Raw genomic sequence first — 19,478 nt, 5'->3', positions numbered from 1 at the left:
ATCTTTCAGCACTAGGTTGTTCCCCCTTAGCTCAGTTGGTTAGAGCGACGGACTGTTAATCCGCAGGTCCCCCGTTCGAGTCGGGGAGGGGGAGCCAACTCCTAGTATTATTTTGTTCCCCCTTAGCTCAGTTGGTTAGAGCGACGGACTGTTAATCCGCAGGTCCCCCGTTCGAGTCGGGGAGGGGGAGCCAAAATAACTCCAGAAATCACAATACCTTACAAAATTATAAATCCCCTTTTTCTAGACAATATTTTCCCCTTGAACTAGTCTCTATCCATAATAGTTTTTTATTATTCAATACACTAGTAAATGTAAATTAACGCCCAGCGTTATTGCAATAATATCCTGTGCATTGCCATTATCATGCTGCTGCATAATAATGTGGCCGCGAAAATGCAAAGCTAACTTATTGTGGTGTATGGTAAATAAACATGGATGTAAGTACACAAACGTTCGCAGCACCAAGCCTTGGTGATCGAACTCTTGTAGTACTGGTGTAAAGGCACCTCAACCACATGCTTCAACTAAATAAGAAAAAGGGAAGGATAAGCTACCGTGAAAAGATTCACACTACTGCAGTTTACATTATGGCTACTAGCTCTATGCGCCGCTGCAATGGCCAATATTATGGTTTTTCACTCCTATGGCATGCATAAACAGGAAGCTATGCAGGCGCAACTACAACGCTTTATAGATCTCCAGCCGAGCATGAATGTCGAGCAAGTCAAAGAGCAGGCTCCACTTCTGGCTGAGCAACTGGTGGCCTTGATGCCGGTGCAAAAGCTGTGGCTACGCGATAGTAACGGCGAAGTGCTCAGCAGCAAAACCCCGCGCACCGAAGAAAGCTTTTTGGCACAAATATCCCAGCTGCAATTCGAGACCCTGCGCAGTCAATTTGCCACTAGCCAAGACGCCGAGTTACGAGTCGAGTTTGTCGCCGATATAAATTATATGGCCAGTGCCTTTGAACAGAGTCTGATCTATTTCGCCCTAGTGATCACCCTTGTGTGCTTTATTCCCATAGCCAGCCTGAAAACCGCATATCGTGGTTATCGCCGTCGTATCGCCGATATTGTCAGTGCTATTATCGACCAATTTATCACCAACAATGATATGCCCGAGCCGATTAATCGAGCTTTTGCCGATGATAGTTTAAAGCTCAAGCTTGCTAATCAGATCTCCCCAGCCCTTAATCGCTTGCAAGCTCACCTAGGCCTGCAAATAGAAAATATTGCCAGTTCGGCACTGGAAATTAAAAAAGAAGCCTATAAGGATGTGATCACTGAACTGGGTAATCGCAACATGTTTGTGGAGTATTACGAGCGTCATATTGAGCATGCCAGCGATGATTGTTTTGGTTGTGTTGCCCTGGTACGAGGTACCGAGTTACAACATATCAACCAGAGTAAGGGTTACCAGCAAGGGGATGAGTATATTCGCAGTATTGCCGATATCTTAACGGCCGGCATTCGAAACTATGGCTCAGCCAGCGTGTTTCGTCTTAATAGCTCGGACTTTGCCGTGGTGCTACCGAACACGCCTCCCAAAGAGGCGGAGCGCTTCGCCCTACAAGTACAGATCAAATTCAATCAATATCAAAAGGTTTATAATTTGCCCTCGGTTGCCTATATCGGCATAGTGCCTTTTGAGCAACATAAGCCACTAAGTGAATTGCTCGCCAATGTTGATATCGCTATGAACATAGCACAAAGCAAGCACGCTAATGCCTGGCACATGCTGCGCGCGGAAGATATCAGTGCAAGTGCAGTTCAAGGGACGCAAAACTGGCGTAAGATGATCAATGAGATGCTGGAAAAACAGGCGGTTGATTTGGCCGTTCAACCCATAATGCCGCTCGGTAAAAGCAGCGTAGCCTATTCTGAGATACAGGCTCGTTTTCGCGATGAGGAAGGCCATATACTACCGACTTCTTCCTTTATGGCCATGGCCGATCAACTGGGCAAGTCGGTCGACCTGGATCAAATGATCATTGACCACTCGTTAAATGCCATAAAGAGTAAAAACCTCACCGCTCAATACTTTGGTATTAATGTCTCTGCCGCCAGTGCCCATGACGATAAGTTTATGATCTGGTTAGAGCGTCGCCTTATTAAAGAAGGTGATTTCGCCCAACGCCTGGTGTTTGAAATATCGGAATTAGGGTTACAGCGGGATATAATCTCCAGTAAGCGTTTTATCAGCATGCTGCACCGTTGTGGTGCCCGTCTGACGGTGGAAAAATTCGGTGTTGGCCTGACCTCGTTTAAATTTTTCCGCGAGTTCAAGCCCGACTATATCAAGATGGACTCCAGTTATACCCGCGGCCTGGAAGACGACAAGAACAACCAGTACTTTATGCGCCTTATGGTCGACTTGGCGCACCGTATTGGTGTACGTGTATTTGCCGAAGGCGTAGAAAGCCTGGAAGAAAAGCAGATTATCGAGCAGCTTTGTCTTGATGGTGCCCAAGGTTACTTTATCGAAAAACCCAAAGAGCTGCATTAAGCTCTTTAAGGTTCCCGGGACCTTCCCGGGAACCTCTAACTCATCTAATCCTCTAACATCACCCAGGGCTTTCACAGCAACTTTTGCTATAGCATAGCCAACATTCGTATTAGCCCAAACTTAACGCCGAGTTCGCACTTGGACCAAACACCGGCGATAAAATTAACGAAACAATAATTGTTATTGATAGTTATTTTCATTATCATTTGCGAAAATTTAAATAATAAAAGGTAACTCTGTGCGTTTCTCACTTTCTCTTTTAGCCATTGCGCTTAGCGCTCCCCTTTATGCCAAATCAGTCCCTCACAACCTTGAACATATTATTGTCACCGGCAGCCGTGTGGTGGAAAGCATTGATGAAGTTCCCGCCTCGGTCACTGTGATCAGCCGCGAACAGATAGAAGCTCAGCTCAAGGTCAGTCCGGAGTTACAAAACCTACTCGAGGTTTTGGTACCTGGCATGGCACCCAGTACCAACAGTTCGAGTAATACCGGACAAACCCTGCGTGGCCGTGCGCCGCTGATCATGATCGACGGCGTACCACAATCAACGCCATTGAGAAATGGCTCTTTGGGCATCCGTAGCCTGGACCCAAGCGTGCTGGAGCGCATTGAGGTGATCAAAGGCGCCACTTCAGTATATGGCAACGGTGCCGCTGGCGGGGTGATCAACTACATCACCAAGAAGCCTAGCAACAGCAGTGATTTTTCCGCCTCGGTGGATGCCTCGACCCGTTTTAGCGCCGTTAAAAGCGATGAAACTCTAGGCACACGCGTGGAAGGCTCAATTAACGGTCGTATGGACAAATTCTCTTATCTGGCTACCCTGAGTTATGAAGAAAATGGCGTACAGCGCGATGCCGAAGGCGATATTCTTGGCCTGCAATACGGCTTGAGTGATGTCGAAACCGAAAACTATTTCACCAAAATAGGTTATGATTTCGACGCTGAAAAATCCCTGTCGTTGACCTTCAACTACTACAAGTCACAACAGAAAACAGATCTTGGTGATATTTTTGGTGATATCAACCAAGGGGATAAGTCCTACGCCATTCATGTACCGGCCGACCAGCAAAAGCAAGGTCGTCCACAAGGCCCGAGCGGCAATACCAATATCATGCTCAAATACAGTGACAGTGAGGTGTTTGCCAATACCGGGATGACGGTCGACTTATACGCCCAAGACATAGAGAATGTTTTCTTCTACTCTCCCAACCTGGCCAACCCAAGTGCCGGCTATGATGGCGGCCAATCTATTATCGCCTCAGAAAAACAAGGATTACGCACCACCTTTAACAGCCAATTTGAGCTGCAAGGTGCCGAAGCCACCTTTATTTATGGTGTTGATTTACTTAATGACATCAGCTCACAGCCGCTTGTCGATGGCCGTATTTGGGTGCCAGAAATGGATATGAGCAACCTTGCCGGTTTTGTGCAAAGCAAATGGGTTATCGACGATCATTATGTGATTAAGGCCGGCGTACGCCATGAAGACATAGACCTGAAGGTGGATGATTATCGCACCCTGGAGCTGTGTCGCAGTGAAACCCAGTGTTCAGTGCCTATGGATGTAAAAGGCGACACCCTAAACTATAGCGCTACCACTTATAATATTGGCATTAAGTACAATGCCTTTGAGGCTTTTAGCCCCTTTATTAGCTATTCTCAAGGCGCTGACATTTCGGATATTGGCCTATTATTACGCACCGCTACGGTCAACGATATCAGTCTTATTCGCACCGAGGCCGCGGTAATAGATAATTATGAGGTTGGCTTTACCTCTGTTCTTGATGCGCTGCGCCTAGAGGGCTCTTTGTATCGCAGCACGTCCGAGTTAGGCACAAGCAACAGCTTTAACGAAACCACAGGTGTGTATATGCCAGTGCGCGCACCCCAGGAAATCTGGGGTTATGAGCTGCTTGCCGATTATCGCTTTAATTCGGCCTGGCGTACCACTTTGACCTATGCCTATGTCGAAGGTAAAAATACGAAGGACGACATCTATCTTGGCGCCAAACAGATAAGCCCACCGAAAGCGACTGCCAACCTGCAGTGGCAACCCAGTCGCGATACGGGCGTCAGCATGACTCTGCTGTATGTTGGCAATCGTAAGCGTTTTGCGGCCAATGCCAATGGCGACTATGTGGGCGATCAAGGCCCGGTGGACGATTACCTGGTCGTCAATCTCAGTGGCCAGCATAAGTTTACCGAGCAACTCAATGCTTATATCGGCGTTGAAAACCTCTTAAATCGAGACTACTACCCTGCCCGCGCTCAGGCCTACACCTACGGTGGCTATAACATTAAAGGGTTAGGCACCAGTATTACCGTCGGCTTAAAGTATCAGTTTTAGCCCTGATTGAGCCCACCTTGTTTGTCATCAAACAGGCTAACAAGGTGGGCAATTCAAACCAATTTCTGGCGACAATTTTGCTTAAAATCTAACGGCAAATATAAATTGGAATGCGAATAAGTCACAATTGTAACCAACTGATTTATAATGAAAATATTTGCTTTGCTGGCAGGATAGTCTACACTTGTCCCATCAATGCACAACGAGGCCGTAGCAAATGCAAGGTAAACAACGAGTTATCGATAGCTTCAATAAACTGCTGGCAAATGAGCTCGCCGCAATCGATCAATATTTTATCCATTCACGCATGTATGAAGACTGGGGTTTAAATAAACTCTATGAACGTCTTGAGCATGAGCGCGATGAAGAAACCCAACATGCCGACTGGCTCATAAAACGTATTCTTTTCTTAGAAGGCGTGCCGGATATGACCAAGCGTCGCGATCTGCTTGTGGGCACCAATGTAAAAGACATGATGGCCAACGATCTCAAGCTTGAGCTTGAAGTGGTGCAATGCGTCAAAGAAACCATCAAAATTTGCGAAGAAGAGCAGGATTATCAGTCTCGTGAAGTGCTGGAAAAGCTCTTGTTCGACACCGAAGAAGACCATGTTTACTGGCTTGAACAGCAGCTGGGTCTTATCGATAAAATTGGCCTGCAAAACTATCAACAATCGCAAATGGGCGATGCCGAGGTATCATAATGAAAGGTGATATGGACGTAATCCGCGCGCTAAATAAGGTATTGGCCAATGAGCTGGTTGGTATCAACCAATACTTTTTACATGCCCGTATGTTTAAGGACTTTGGCTTTAGCAAGCTAGATAAGGCCGATTACAAGGTCTCAATTCAAAAAATGAAAAATGCCGACCGCTTAATTGAGCGTATTTTATTTTTAGAAGGCCTGCCTAATCTACAGGACCTAGGTCGCCTGCGTATCGGTGAAGATGCCGAGGAAATGATTGCCGCCAATATGCACTTTGAAACAGAGTCGTTAAAAGACCTGCAAGCAGCAATTAAACTGGCGGAAGAGCGCCTTGACTATATCAGCCGTGAAGCCCTTGATGCCATACAGCATGAGCAGGAAGAGCAGATTGATTGGCTGGAAACTCAGCAACACCTGATCAAGGTCACCGGAATAGAGAACTACCTGCAATCGCAGCTGTAATTCACCTAAGAAGCCGCTGTTAGAGCGGCTTTTTTATGACCCATAACCCGCCTAGAGCATGCCCTCAATGGGTAATAAAGACATCAGCCAAACGCTAAAGCGCTGCCAACGACTGGTATCCGGCTCCTGATGGTAAATCTTATCGCTGCCGGCACTGTGCCATTGCAACTCGCCATCCGCACCCAGACTTAATTGCCAGGCAAATTTCGGCATATCGTTTTCCACCCAACGACGCAGTAAGCGATTAAACCGAGGGGATGTGATCACCAGCCCCTGCTCGGTATTAAGATTAAAAGAGCGGGGATCTAAATTCAGCGAGCCGATAAATACCTGCTCATTATCAAAGGCCATGGTTTTAGCATGCAAACTGGCGGCGGAAGAGCCGGTAAAACTTTTAATCTTGGTTTTTTTCGGGCTTATCTCGAAGTTGCGTTTCAGCTCCCAGAGGTTGACGCCCATGGCCAATAAGTCCTTGCGATAACCGGCGTAACCGGCGTGCACTACGGGTACATCCGTGGCAGACAGGGAGTTGGTTAATATCGTGATTTCCACTCCCTGCTCCACCCAGCGCCGTAGCAAGGCCATGCCCGGCTCTTGCGGCACAAAATAAGGGGAAATAATAATCGCCTGACGTTTGGGCATACCCAAAGCACGGATCATCTTAGGCGCCATATGGGTACTGGTATTGCTGCTGTCGGTCAGTAGCTTGTTGGGATCATCCACATATAAATAGCCCAGTGCCCAGTCGAGGTTCAACTTACCGCGGCGCAACGACTGCACCAAATCCGACTCTTTTACCCGCTGTACATAGGGGCTGCTGTCGCTGTACTGACTGCTTATATAGTAGGCCAGGGTTTCCTTGAGGGTGTCGAAGTGACCATCATCCACCTGGGTAAAGAGGCGGTCTATATCCTGGGCTAAGGGGTGATTCCAATATAAATCAAATGCCTGAGTAGCCTTTTCCACCACGGGGCCAATGCTGAGTACGTCCAAGTCAACAAACTGTGAGCTATCCTCACCAGAAAAATAAGCATTACCTATATTGCGGCCACCGGTAATAAAAACCTGGCTGTCGACGATAAAGCTTTTATTGTGCATGCGTCGCGATACCCGCGAATAGTCGGTGATAAAGCTCAAAAAGCGCAGCTTGCGATGATTTAGAGGGTTAAATAGACGTACTTCAATGTTTTCATGGCGCGCAAGTGCCGCCAAGTCACGCTCCGACTCAGCCTGCGACATATCATCAAGCAGAATTCGCACCCTGACTCCACGCTGTGCCGCCTTTAGCAGGTAAGCGCTCAGAACCTTGCCGGTTTCCTGGCGATGATACAAATAATATTGAATATCGATGGAGGTTTGCGCCACTTCAGCCAAGGCAATACGGGCCGCGAACGCATCCAGGCCATCAACCAGGGGGTAAAAGCCGGATAAGTCTGAACTGGGTTGTTGTTCAAAAAACGTATGTAGCAAGTCAGCATCCTCACTGGGTAATGCATAACTGGCCGGGCCTTCAGGCATGGATTCAAAATCTGCAACCGAGCTACAGCCACTCAAATACCAGATGCATAGCGATATCAGCAGAAGTCGGAGGTAAGTTTTTGCGTACATGAGCCTTGGCCCCTGCCATCATCGTGCACTCAATATAACAAAAACAGGGAGATATAACAGAAATTAGCTAAATAAACGACACTGCAGAGGAAGGTGATTAGGCTACTTCGTCGGTGACATCGACGATATCGATAAGCTTTTGATTCAGGATCTTTTTGGCGCAGTTACAACATTTACCACACTGAGAGCCGACCTTAAGCTCGGAGCTAAGATCACGCATAGAGCGAGCGCCATCATCAATAGCTTGCTCAATCTTCTTATCAGAAACGCCATGACAAAGACAGATATACACGAATACAAACCACTCTCAATTAGATTATGCAAGAGATTTTAATCTAAACAAAAATAGTTATCAATAAGAATTTGATTGATGAATTGAAAATTCGACTGCCACAGCTAATAGGGCAAGGAGAACATTAGGACTCAAACAGTCTCAACACAAAGAAATAATTACGACTCTAAGTAGCTTTGCGGAGACAAAAATAGCCAATAGAACCACCTTCATTTAGTCTTAATCAGCAGCAACGCTGTGTTTTGGCGATTAATAAAATGATCAAGATAGCCTGACCAACCTTTACTACTAATCTACACTCAACTTGAAAGTTTCAGTTCAAACATTTATCATTTATTTTAATTGAACGATCAATTAATAAAAATGCCTAAAGTTGGAATGGAACCTGTCAGGCGTCAACAGCTAATAGACGCCACACTAAGCTCGGTCGCGGAACTCGGTTTACACGCGACCACAATCAACAGCATCAGTAAACGGGCTGGGATGTCATCGGGCATCATTAGTCATTACTTTGGTGGTAAGCAAGGCCTTATCGAAGCCACTGTGCGTTTTTTACTGAGTGAATTGAAGAGCAACCTATTACTTAAGATGGCACAAAGCGACTCTTTAAGTCCGGTGCAGCGTTTAAAGCTGATCGTCGAGTCAAACTTCGCGCCAATTCAGCAACAGCAAGACAGTACACGAACGTGGCTGAATTTTTGGGCTCAATCAATGCATGACCCTGAGTTGTTTCGCTTACAAAAAGTGAATAGCACCCGGTTACGAAGCAACCTACAGGCATCATTTAGTAAATTAATGCCTCGTAAAGACGCAAAGCAAGCAGCAGAACTTACTGCTGCAATGATAGATGGCCTGTGGTTAAGGTGCGTATTAAACCGAGGATCTCAGGCTGATTTCTCGCATGCCGAGCAATTAAGTAAACAGTATATCGATACCTTGATAGCGCAATTTGGAGAACAGTAAATGTCATACTCTCGCTTACTCAACTTTATAAACGGCTCACCCATGGCAAATAGCTCTGGCGAAGTGTTTGATGTAATCAACCCTGCAACCGGTGAAGTGATCTATCAAGTAGAATGTGCAGACCAAGCCATTAAAGATGCAGCGATACAAAGTGCAAAAACGGGCTTTAGGGTATGGTCAGCAATGACAGCGATGGAGCGCGCTCGCATTTTACATAAAGCCGTTGTGCTGCTTCGTGAGCGCAACGATGCGCTTGCCGAAATTGAGGTAATGGATACAGGTAAACCGTGGCAAGAAGCAGAGTGTGTTGATGTCGTGACAGGCGCTGATGCAATCGAATATTTTGCGTCTTTGGCGCCGACAGCGGTTGGTCAGCAGCAAGAAGTTGCTGGCGATTTCTATTACACCCGAAAAGAACCTCTGGGAATTTGTGCTGGTATCGGCGCTTGGAATTACCCACTACAAATCGCATGTTGGAAATCCGCACCCGCATTGGCAGCAGGTAATGCGATGATCTTCAAGCCCTCAGAAGAAACCCCTAAGGGCGCGACTATGCTAGCAGAGATCTTCATTGAAGCTGGCGTACCTGCCGGTGTGTTCAACGTTGTACATGGTGCCGCGGAAGTTGGGCAATGGTTAACAACGCACAATGAGATCGAAAAAGTATCTTTTACGGGTGAAGTCAACACCGGCATGAAAGTAATGCAAAGTGCCGCATCAAACCTCAAAGACGTCACCATGGAGTTAGGCGGGAAGTCACCACTTTTAGTCTTTGATGATGCCGACATCAGTGAGGCTGTCAGTGCAGCTATGTTGGGTAATTTCTATACCCAGGGTGAAGTGTGCACGAACTGCACGCGTGTATTTGTTCAACGCGGTGTATACCAACAGTTCATAGAAGAGCTGGTAGCACGAACAAAGAATAATGTTGTTGCGGGCGATCCTATGGATCCTGAGGTGAACCTGGGTGCTCTCATCTCTGCAAAGCACCAGCAATTGGTACTCGACTATATCGAAAAGGGTAAACTCGAAGGCGCCTCATTACTTACCGGCGGCCATGCCTTAAGCCCGCAAAGCGCCCCGAATGGCTATTTTGTAGCCCCTACTATCTTTGCCGATTGCCAAGATGATATGACGATTTGTCGCGAAGAAATTTTTGGCCCAGTCATGAGCGTATTGGTATTTGATGATGAGCAAGAAGTCATCGAACGTGCGAACAACACCCAACTGGGTTTGGCTGCGGGTGTCATGAGCCAAGACTTGCGCCGTGCTCACCGTGTGATTCATCAGCTAGAAGCAGGAATTTGCTGGATTAATGCATACGGTGCCTCCCCTGCAGAAATGCCAGTAGGCGGCTACAAGCTTTCGGGTATTGGTCGCGAAAATGGTCTCGAGGCCCTCAACCAGTACTTACAAACTAAATCCATTTATGTCGGTATGAATAAACTTGAAAGCCCATTTTAAGGAGACCTTATGAACAGCGAGTTTGACTATATTATCGTTGGTGCTGGCTCTGCAGGGTGTGTGCTAGCAAACCGATTGAGCGAAAACGAGAACAATCGTGTGTTACTGCTCGAAACAGGTGGCAGCGATAAAAGCATTTTCATACAAATGCCCACCGCATTGTCGATTCCGATGAATACAGACAAGTATGCATGGCAGTTCCATACCGATCCGGAACCCTATTTAGACAACCGCGTTATGCATTGCCCTCGTGGCAAGGTGTTGGGTGGCTCATCGTCTATCAATGGCATGGTCTATGTGCGCGGCCATGCCAAGGATTTTGATGAATGGGAAGAGCATGGAGCCCAAAACTGGAGCTATCAGGACTGCCTCCCCTACTTCAAAAAAGCGGAACAATGGTATCTCGGCGGGGATACCTATCGTGGTGATGACGGCCCACTTGGGGTAAACAATGGTAATGAAATGAAAAACCCGCTTTACCGCGCGTTTATCGACGCAGGTAAAGAGGCTGGGTATGCCTTTACTAACGACTACAACGGTGCCCAGCAAGAAGGGTTTGGGCCCATGCACATGACTGTCAAAGGGGGCAAGCGATGTTCAACGGCACGAGCTTATTTGGACCCGGTCAAACACCGTAAAAACCTCACCGTTGTCACCAAGGCAAAAGCACAAAAGGTGGTGCTGGAAAATAAAGTCGCAAAGGGAGTGCAGTACCGTGTAGGCGGTAATGTCTATACCGCGACAGCCACCACTGAAGTTATTTTGAGCGCCGGACCTATTGGCTCTCCTCATCTGTTGCAACTGTCTGGCATTGGTGACAAGTCGCACCTTGAGGGAGCCGGTATAGAATGCCAACACGAATTGCCGGGAGTTGGCCAAAACTTACAAGATCATCTGGAGTTCTATTTCCAGTTCAAGTGCAAACAACCAATCACCTTAAATGGCAAGTTAGGTTTGTTTTCAAAGGCACTGATCGGTGCTCGATGGTTACTATTCAAAGATGGTTTAGGTGCAACTAACCACTTCGAATCGTGCGGCTTTATTCGTTCGAAAGAAGGCGTTGAGTGGCCGGATCTACAATATCACTTCTTACCTGCGGCAATTCGCTATGATGGTAAGAGTGCGTTTGCAGGGCATGGATTCCAAGTTCACATCGGTCATAACAAACCGAAAAGCCGTGGTCATGTGTTAGCCAAAAATAGCGACCCAGACACCGCTCCGCAAATCCAATTTAACTACTTACAACACCAAGAAGATATTGAAGGTTTTCGCGCGTGCGTGAGGTTAACCCGTGAAATCATCAACCAATCAGCGTTTGACGACTTCCGAGATGAAGAGATTCAACCAGGCAGTCACATCCAAACTGACGAACAAATAGATGCATTTGTGCGTCAAGCTGTAGAGAGTGCCTACCACCCTTCTTGCTCGTGCAAAATGGGTGAGGATGACATGGCCGTGGTTGATAGCCAAACGCGCGTGCATGGTATTCAAGGCCTTCGCGTTGTCGATTCTTCAATATTTCCCACGGTTCCTAACGGCAACCTCAATGCACCAACCATCATGGTAGCGGAAAAAGCAGCTGATCATATTCTCGGCAAAGAGCCTTTAAGCAAGGCCAGTGCTGAAGTCGTTGGTGATAGCCAATGGGCAACACGCCAGCGTAGTGCGTCATTTTAAAGCCAAGTAACAATTAACGATCAATTTGGGCAGTACGATGTCTCGTGCTGCCTGCAACCAACTTACACACAACAAGGAGAAAAGATGAACTTTTTCTATTTATATTGGGAGGGTGACAATGACCTTATGGCTTAGTGCTGGCATCCTATTTACGTTGCTCGCTATCATTTTCATTCTCGTAAAATGGGGAAATGTAGAGTGCGTGGGGGTAACTCCTGTTCGTACTTTTACGTTTATCGCCATATTGTTCACCTCAGGATTGGACGTGGGACTGATCATGTTCCCGCTCACCGAATTCGGCGGTTACGCAGACATAAACGCAAGCCCAGAATATGCCTTTACCAACCCTCTTGCTATTGAATTTGGTTTTTGGGGCTTTTTCATTTGGAGTTTTTACTTCCTTACCTGCTTTTATTTCTGCGTAATTGAACCCAAGGTGAAGTTCTTTGAGATCCCGTTGATTAAGTTTATTAATAACGTGGTTATTATAGGCACATGTGCGTTCACAGCATCATTGCTGCTTGCTAACTTACCCTGGTACCTTCCCAGTATAGGCGATGGTGAAAGCATTTTACCGATATTCTATCTCATTGTATTTGCAGCGATTGTGTTCTCTGTGTACTCAAGTACTGACATAAAATATGTGCGTATTCTCAGTGTTTCAACCACTTGGGTCTTTATCGGCTTGATTGCTTTTATGTGGGGCGGCGCGTTCTTATGGGGCGACAGCCCAATGGGAGAATATGCGCAATCGATAAGCATGCTAGGCGGTTACTTTACCAATATCCATAAATTTATCTTCCCAATTAATGACTATCATGCCTTCTACCTGTTCTGGTGGTTTGCGTGGAGTATCATGATAGGGCAATTTACCGCGCGCTTTGTGGGTGGCTTGAAAACATACCAAGTACTTGCAGCAATGCTCATTTTCCCTTCAATCCCAATCGCGATGTGGTTTGGGGTCTTGTATCACTATCATGATGCAGGACTAGATACGACTGGCATCCGTAACTTTGCGATGGTTTTTGTGGGTATTGTTTTTGTAATCAACTCATTAGACTCACTGATTCGTTTGTACAGTGACAATTTAGAGTTAAGTACTGCGCGACTCGGCAAATGGAAGTATTTGGCTTTACATATCAGTGCATTAAGCGCATTAACACTGCTATTCACTTTTGACTTCTTACAAATTCAATGGGTTGGAGCGCTAGTTATTTGTCTGTTTTTCAGCTGTTTGGGCTACATTTTATATAACAAGTTTAAAACAGTGAAAAATATCGACAGCTCTCCAAAAGAAAATCTACTCGATTATACAAAAATTGAATCTGTACATTAGGAACAACAATGAAAAAATTTATACATTCTATAAGCGCGATGTCACTAATGATGGCGTCAACTGCCTGCCTTGCAGATTGGTCAGCAACTGTCACTGGAGTCAGTGATTATACTTTCAACGGTGTAAGCCAAACACTCAATGACCCAGCATTACAAGGCAGTATTGATTATTCAGCTGACAGTGGATTCTATGCCGGTACCTGGGCATCCAATGTCGACTTCGGTGATGATACAAATCTCGAGTGGGATGCCTACGTGGGACAGTATCGACAGCTCAATGACCAGTTAAGTGTTGATTATGGTCTTGCATACTACAGTTATCATGGTGCCTCATACTCGAGTGAAGGTAATTATTTCGAAGCCTATACTCTGTTTGCCTATGACAATGCAATGGGCACCAGTGAAATGAACTTTTGGTATGCATGGGACTATTTTGGTACTGACGCAGGACATGTCATTGCGATGCTCGCACACAGCGTCGAAATTGCCCAAGGCCATGTGCTCAGAGCAAGTATTGATACCTCAAACTCTCTCGATGGCGACAAATATGCTTGGCAAGATGATGGTAAGTCATACCTACACTACCGCCTAGCTTATCAAACTTCCTTTGCTGGCTTTGATTTTGAACTCGCTGCTGAAGATACGGACCTCGATAGCAAATATGCTGATGAAAGGCTTGTGTTATCAGTCAGTCGTAGCTTCTCATTGTAATTAGCCCATTGCTGCTGGTGCTTATTTGATAAGTGCCAGCACTTCTTTGAACCGAGGGTGTTTACAGCTGTTCAGCCAAGAAAATATCACTGTTTCACTGGCACATACTTGCACGCCATTAGCACGCAATTGTTGTAGTGCGAGTGCTTTATGGTCGCTGTTGCGCGAGCACACGGCGTCGGCAATTACTGTGACTGCATGGCCTTGGCGCTGCAATTCATTGGCAGTGTGGTACACGCATACATGACTTTCCATGCCGCATAAATACAGGTGCGATTCGCCCAAAGGCTCAAGAGCGGCAATAAAGGCCTCGCTTTGCACCGCACTAAAGGTGTCTTTGGCCACCACCTTGGCGTTGGGAGTTACCAGGCAAGGATCTGTTGCCCCCAAACCCTGCGGGTTTTGCTCAGTAATTATATGCGCTAATTCCAGTATAGTGGCCACCTGGCTCAGCAAGTCAACACGGGCACACACCTGTTGATAGTCTGCCATTGCCGGGGCTAAACGAAGCTGCATATCGATAACGATAAGTGCGGGTGCTAGATCTGGATTGGGCGAGAGATGGGGCATTTGATCGATCCTTGGGCTAATAAGTTGCTCCAATGTTAACCATATATTAGATTTTTTTAGAAGTGAAATTATAAAGATATGGTGACCACGGACACTTCTATGCTAGATTTACAAATTATAATGTTAATTCCCTGTTGATAGCCTAGCTCAACCTTTTGCTGGACTATCTCAGTTTTGGGGATGCCGCCTACTAGGTGGGTGTCAGCGCCTTTTGGAGTCAAGAATTGCGTCGCCATATCAGTTTTTTGCTCAACGCATTACTTAGCTTTTTAGTCTTCCTTTATAGCGCTAATGTCGTTTTCGCCTCTGGGGTCAACTATGGCTATCAGTTGCAACGCCTTTCGACCGAAGAAGGCTTAAGCCAAGGCACGGTTAATACCATAGCGCAAGACGAGTTCGGCTATCTGTGGTTTGGCACCGACCGGGGCCTAAACCGCTATGATGGCTATCAACTTAGTCCCTTTAGCAGTGGCGACCCGGCCCTGGTCAGCGATGCCATTTTAACAATTGCCCCCTTGAAAAACGGCAGCTTCCTCGTCTCCGCCCAGCTTAACGGCCTGTTTTTAGTCAACCCAGCCACCCTCAGCTCAGAACAATTAATCAATAACCCGATGTCCGAAGTCGATGTCAAATACGCCACAGTGTGGGAAATCAGCCAGGATAATAATAATGAGGATATAGTCTGGTTAGGCATTAACCATCAGGTGTATAAATACAGCCTGGCTAGTCGTACTCTAGAGCTGGTGTTTAGTCTGAACAACCACACCCATATGATACGTGCCCTGCTACCTCATGAGGACACCCTGTATATAGGCACCTCCACAGGTCTATTCAGTTATCACAATGGCGCTAGCTCGGCATTAGCTCATTTACCCACAGAGTACGGGAGTAACGATCAGCGCAATATCAAATTCTTACAGTGGGATAATGAATTCGGCCTCTTAGTCGGCACGGTAGAAGGCCTGTACCGACACAACCTCGACGTTCAGAAGCCCGTTATAGAAACCTTGATCGCGCACCGCAATATCTGGTCGCTGCAGCGCTACGGCACGGTGGATTTTATCGCTACCGAAGACGGCCTGCTGCAATTTGATCGGCAAACTCGCCAAACTCTCAATTTAATTCGCTTTAGCGACTCTCGCTATGCGGTCAACGACAACACCATAAGGTCTATGTTTCGCGATAAAAGCGGCATGCTCTGGCTCGGCTCTCAAGCCCAAGGCATTTTTTCCTGGTCGCCTTTGGCCATGCGCTTTAAACAAAAGGCTCTGCCCACCGGCAAATACCAGCACGGTCATACCGCCTGGGCCATTTACGAGCAGGACAATGGTACCTTGTGGGTTGGCAGCGGTAATGGCCTCAATAAAATCCCGAAGGATGGGCCAAGCAGTACCTTTTTAAGTGTTGATGATAAAAAAATGGCCCTGGGCCAACAAACCGTCTATCAATTACAGCCAGCCACTCATGTTGACAACACCCTATGGGTGGAAACAGTTCAGGGCATAGCCCTGCTTGATATGAACACTGACCGCCTGAGTTACCCCCTGATTAAGGCCGCTTATCCGTTAGAGTTCGATACTAAAGCCATTCACTGGGGCTTGTATCAACTCGCAAATGGTATGGCCTATTTTATTACCGAGTCGGGATTCTACCGTTTTGACCCAAATAGCAATACCATAGAGGCATTGCCGTCAATCAAACAAACATTGCAGCCGGAGCATGCCTCTCATTTTCTGCCCTCCCTGCCTACCCATAAGGACGACCCGCTGCTGAGTTATGGCGGTGGTTTATATCGTTATAACGTTGATAACGACAGCCTGCAGCCCATTTACCTCCCACAGTACCTAAGCGCTCAATCGAACAATTTAGTCGACTCCTGGACCCTAGATCAAAATAACAGTTTGTGGCTTAGCATAGACGGTGAGGGCGTGGTCGCTCTGGACTTGGAAACCCTAGAAGAGCGCGACCGCATTGGCCGAGCGCAAGGTCTGCAAAGCCTGAGTGTGTTTACCCCGGTGCTGGATAACTTCGGCTTTTTATGGTTTGGCTCCAATAATGGTTTATATCGCTATAACATCAACAGCGGTCACCTTCGCCACTTTAGCGTCAAAGACGGCCTCTCGGCGGCAGAATTCAACGGCCACTCAGCAGCCAAGCTGGCCAGTGGCGAGCTTGCCTTTGGTACGGTGAAAGGTCTGTTGATCCTGGACCCCGCCGACTTTATCACCAGTACCAATCAATATATTGCCCCGGCGCCGCAGATCACCGATATTAGCCTGCTCTCCCGATCTCTAAGCTATACACCAAGCAAATATGCCAACGCCCCCTTGCAACTGCAACATGACGATCTTGGTCTGACTATTTCCTTTTCCAGCTTCAATTACATTTATCGTGATCAGGTGCGCTATAAAATCAGCCTTAGCGGCGCCAGTGAATTTAAATACCCTAACTACGCCAGCCATAATTTGCAGTTTGCGACCCTTAATCCCGGCGCGCATCAACTTAGCATTAGCGCCTTCGATCCGGTATCGGGAAAATGGTCCCGCACCTTGCATCTGGGCATAGAGGTGGCCTACGCGCCTTGGCGCTCACCGGCTGCCATTACCCTGTATATAGTGGTCAGCGCCCTACTCCTTGGCGGTTGGATGCTATGGCTAAGACGCCAACAACGCCGCCTGCACCATGCCCATGGCAAGTTGCTAGCCTCGCAGCAACAAACCGACTTGGCACTGCAAAGCTCCCACAGTGGCATCTGGCACTATCAGGTTCAACAGCGGCGCTTTATACAGCGTCGCTTAGCGGCAGAGCTGGGCTATAGAAGCACCTATAATCAATGTTCCTTTGAGCAATATGTGGACTTGATCCACCCTCAGGATGCCGACCGTTACCGCCTGAACTGGAAGCGTTTTTTAAACCAAGGCGAGCAAGCCACCTGGGATTTCACCTATCGCTTATGCCACAAACAAGGCACCTGGCACTGGTATCATGAGGTGGGACGCATTACCGAATATGATGCCAATGGCCAACCCCAGGAAGTATCGGGGATCTACACCAATATCACAGATGCCAAAGCCGCGGCGCAACAGGCCACTGTACTCGGTGAAGCCATAGGGCAAATAAGCGATTGGTTATTAATTTTAGACGAGAACCTGCAGCCATTTTCCGCCAATGACAGTTTTGTACAGGCATTTTCCGACCCCGACAATCCAGGGCTCAGCATACAACCGTTTGTACGCGCCCTAGGTAAACAAAAGTTCCAACGCTATATGGAGCTGATCGGTCAATTAGCGGCGGGCGATAACTGGCGTATCGAGGAGAAGATCCGCACCAAGCACGATATTCGCCACCCGGTACAGATAAGCGTGACGGCCGTGTGTCGTGACAAAAAAGAAGAGAGCGAAGAGATCAGCTACTATGTGGTGGTGATCACAGATCTCACCGAGCAAAAACGCGCCGAAGACGAGCTGCGCTACCTAGCCAATTATGATCCCCTTACCGGCTTGCCGAATCGTAGCATGATGCGCGGAAAGATCTCCCAGGCTATTGACTACGCTAAAGAAAATTCATCTCTATTGGCCCTGCTCTTTATCGACCTGGATAAGTTTAAGCCGGTGAATGACTCCTTCGGCCATGCGGTAGGCGATCAGGTACTTTGCTGCATTTGTGAACGCATTAGCGAACAACTTGATGATAATTCGTTGCTGGCGCGCCAAAGCGGCGATGAATTCCTCTTGCTGATTGAACAAGTGCAATCACCACAAATGCTTAGTGAGCTATCCGAGCTCCTTGCCAAAACCTTGGAAAAGCCGATTAAAATCGGCAATATCACTATCAATATTTCCGTCAGTATAGGTATTGCTCTGTCGCCTTTTGATGCCGACAACGCCGAAGACCTGATCCGTAACGCCGATATGGCGATGATCTACGCCAAAAATGCTGGGCGCAACGGCTATAAGTTCTTCACCGAGCAGATGAATAATCGTATCACCCATAAACTAATGTTGGAAAATGCCCTGCAGGATGCTTATCGTGACGAACTGCTGACAAACCATTATCAGCCCATAGTGCATATTCATCAAAAACGTATTGTTGGCGTTGAATTACTGCTGCGCTGGCAAAGCGAAGGCCAGTTTATATCGCCCGCCGAGTTTATTCCTGTGGCCGAGGAAATTGGCCTGATCGATGCTATTACCGAGCAAGCCTTGCACCGTGCCCTGCGCGAGCTGAAACAGTGGTTTAGCACCTATGACGATTTCTATTTGTCGGTGAACCTCTCGCCCATACATATTCTGAAATCCAACCTCACCGAGCGATTGGTGGATATCCTCGCCATGCACGATATCAGCCCGGGACAATTGCGTTTGGAGATCACCGAAAGCACGCTATTGGACGACAAGACCAAGGCCGCGGCTCAGCTGAATAAGTTACGCGCTGCTGGTTTAAAACTGTTTTTAGATGATTTTGGCACCGGCTATTCATCGCTGACCTATCTCAACCAGTTCCCTATTGATGTGATCAAAATAGACCAAAGCTTTGTACGCAAAATTGGTATTAACCCCACCAACGAAGCCATTATCCGCACCATACATAACTTGGCCAGCAGCCTGGGGCTGTATTGTATTGCCGAAGGGGTAGAAACGCGCGAGCAGATCTTTTTCTTGAATAAACTGGGCTGTCACCACCTGCAAGGCTTCTACTTTGCCAAGCCCTGCGATGCTACTACCTTGGCAGACAAGTATTACCTGGAAAAAATCCTGGAAAAAATGAACAGCCTGTAGGCCGGGATTTTATCCCGACAACAGGGCACCCAGCTCCCTTTGTCGGCGCAAA

Annotated in this window: 13 protein-coding genes and 2 tRNA genes; 12 read left to right on the top strand and 3 right to left on the bottom strand. The window is 47.2% G+C overall.

All coding sequences use genetic code 11. The annotated features are described in order from the left end of the window. Positions 1-20: 20 nt before the first annotated feature. The 6 genes from WCN91_RS05640 (at position 21) to bfr (WCN91_RS05615) (ending at position 6,028) form a co-directional block, all read left to right on the top strand. Positions 21-97 (top strand) — tRNA-Asn (locus tag WCN91_RS05640). 19 nt (positions 98-116) lie between these two features. Beyond that, positions 117-193 (top strand) — tRNA-Asn (locus WCN91_RS05635). 425 nt (positions 194-618) lie between these two features. Further along, positions 619-2,508 (top strand): EAL domain-containing protein, encoded by a 1,890-nt coding sequence (locus WCN91_RS05630; protein WP_425416014.1) that lies wholly within the window; start codon positions 619-621, stop codon positions 2,506-2,508. A gap of 238 nt (positions 2,509-2,746) precedes the next feature. Further along, on the top strand, positions 2,747-4,861 hold the full coding sequence (locus tag WCN91_RS05625; RefSeq protein WP_425416012.1) for a TonB-dependent receptor: 2,115 nt from the start codon (positions 2,747-2,749) through the stop codon (positions 4,859-4,861). Positions 4,862-5,078: 217 nt separating this feature from the next. Next, positions 5,079-5,564, top strand: coding sequence for a bacterioferritin (gene bfr, locus WCN91_RS05620; RefSeq protein WP_342677106.1), 486 nt, complete (start codon positions 5,079-5,081; stop codon positions 5,562-5,564). Beyond that, the gene (gene bfr / locus WCN91_RS05615; protein WP_342677104.1) at positions 5,564-6,028 is read left to right on the top strand and encodes a bacterioferritin; all 465 of its coding nucleotides are present in this window, start codon (positions 5,564-5,566) and stop codon (positions 6,026-6,028) included. The genes bfr (WCN91_RS05620) and bfr (WCN91_RS05615) overlap by 1 nt, the downstream gene beginning before the upstream one ends. A 51-nt stretch (positions 6,029-6,079) precedes the next feature. On the opposite strand, the gene WCN91_RS05610 is transcribed toward bfr (WCN91_RS05615), so the two are convergent. Then, complete coding sequence (locus WCN91_RS05610; RefSeq protein WP_342677102.1) at positions 6,080-7,546, bottom strand: phospholipase D family protein; 1,467 nt, start codon at positions 7,544-7,546, stop codon at positions 6,080-6,082. 187 nt (positions 7,547-7,733) lie between these two features. Then, on the bottom strand, positions 7,734-7,928 hold the full coding sequence (locus tag WCN91_RS05605; protein WP_342677100.1) for a (2Fe-2S)-binding protein: 195 nt from the start codon (positions 7,926-7,928) through the stop codon (positions 7,734-7,736). Between the two features lie 363 nt (positions 7,929-8,291). Here WCN91_RS05605 and betI point away from each other — a divergent pair, with 363 nt between their 5' ends. From betI to WCN91_RS05580, 5 genes are all read left to right on the top strand, one after another. Continuing rightward, positions 8,292-8,891: a transcriptional regulator BetI gene (gene betI / locus WCN91_RS05600; RefSeq protein WP_342677098.1), complete on the top strand. Its 600-nt coding sequence runs from the start codon at positions 8,292-8,294 to the stop codon at positions 8,889-8,891. After that, positions 8,892-10,355, top strand: a complete 1,464-nt coding sequence (gene betB, locus WCN91_RS05595; RefSeq protein ID WP_342677096.1) for a betaine-aldehyde dehydrogenase — start codon at positions 8,892-8,894, stop codon at positions 10,353-10,355. A 9-nt stretch (positions 10,356-10,364) separates the two neighbouring features. Continuing rightward, a complete protein-coding gene (gene betA / locus WCN91_RS05590) occupies positions 10,365-12,032 on the top strand; it encodes a choline dehydrogenase (RefSeq protein WP_342677094.1) in 1,668 nt (555 codons plus the stop codon). A gap of 118 nt (positions 12,033-12,150) precedes the next feature. After that, the gene (locus tag WCN91_RS05585) at positions 12,151-13,368 is read left to right on the top strand and encodes a BCCT family transporter (RefSeq protein WP_342677092.1); all 1,218 of its coding nucleotides are present in this window, start codon (positions 12,151-12,153) and stop codon (positions 13,366-13,368) included. A gap of 8 nt (positions 13,369-13,376) precedes the next feature. Further along, positions 13,377-14,078: a TorF family putative porin gene (locus WCN91_RS05580; protein WP_425416011.1), complete on the top strand. Its 702-nt coding sequence runs from the start codon at positions 13,377-13,379 to the stop codon at positions 14,076-14,078. Positions 14,079-14,099: 21 nt separating this feature from the next. On the opposite strand, the gene WCN91_RS05575 is transcribed toward WCN91_RS05580, so the two are convergent. Beyond that, the gene (locus WCN91_RS05575) at positions 14,100-14,648 is read right to left on the bottom strand and encodes an isochorismatase family protein (protein ID WP_342677090.1); all 549 of its coding nucleotides are present in this window, start codon (positions 14,646-14,648) and stop codon (positions 14,100-14,102) included. Between the two features lie 224 nt (positions 14,649-14,872). Here WCN91_RS05575 and WCN91_RS05570 point away from each other — a divergent pair, with 224 nt between their 5' ends. Further along, positions 14,873-19,426 carry an EAL domain-containing protein gene (locus tag WCN91_RS05570; RefSeq protein WP_342677088.1) on the top strand — a complete coding sequence of 1,518 codons (4,554 nt, stop codon included), beginning with the start codon at positions 14,873-14,875 and terminating at the stop codon, positions 19,424-19,426. Positions 19,427-19,478 lie beyond the last annotated feature (52 nt).

It is taken from the genome of Pseudoalteromonas qingdaonensis (assembly GCF_038739665.1).
GTDB lineage: Bacteria > Pseudomonadota > Gammaproteobacteria > Enterobacterales > Alteromonadaceae > Pseudoalteromonas > Pseudoalteromonas qingdaonensis.
The sequence above is the reverse complement of the archived record's forward strand: the minus strand, read 5'-3'. Positions and strand labels throughout refer to the sequence as shown.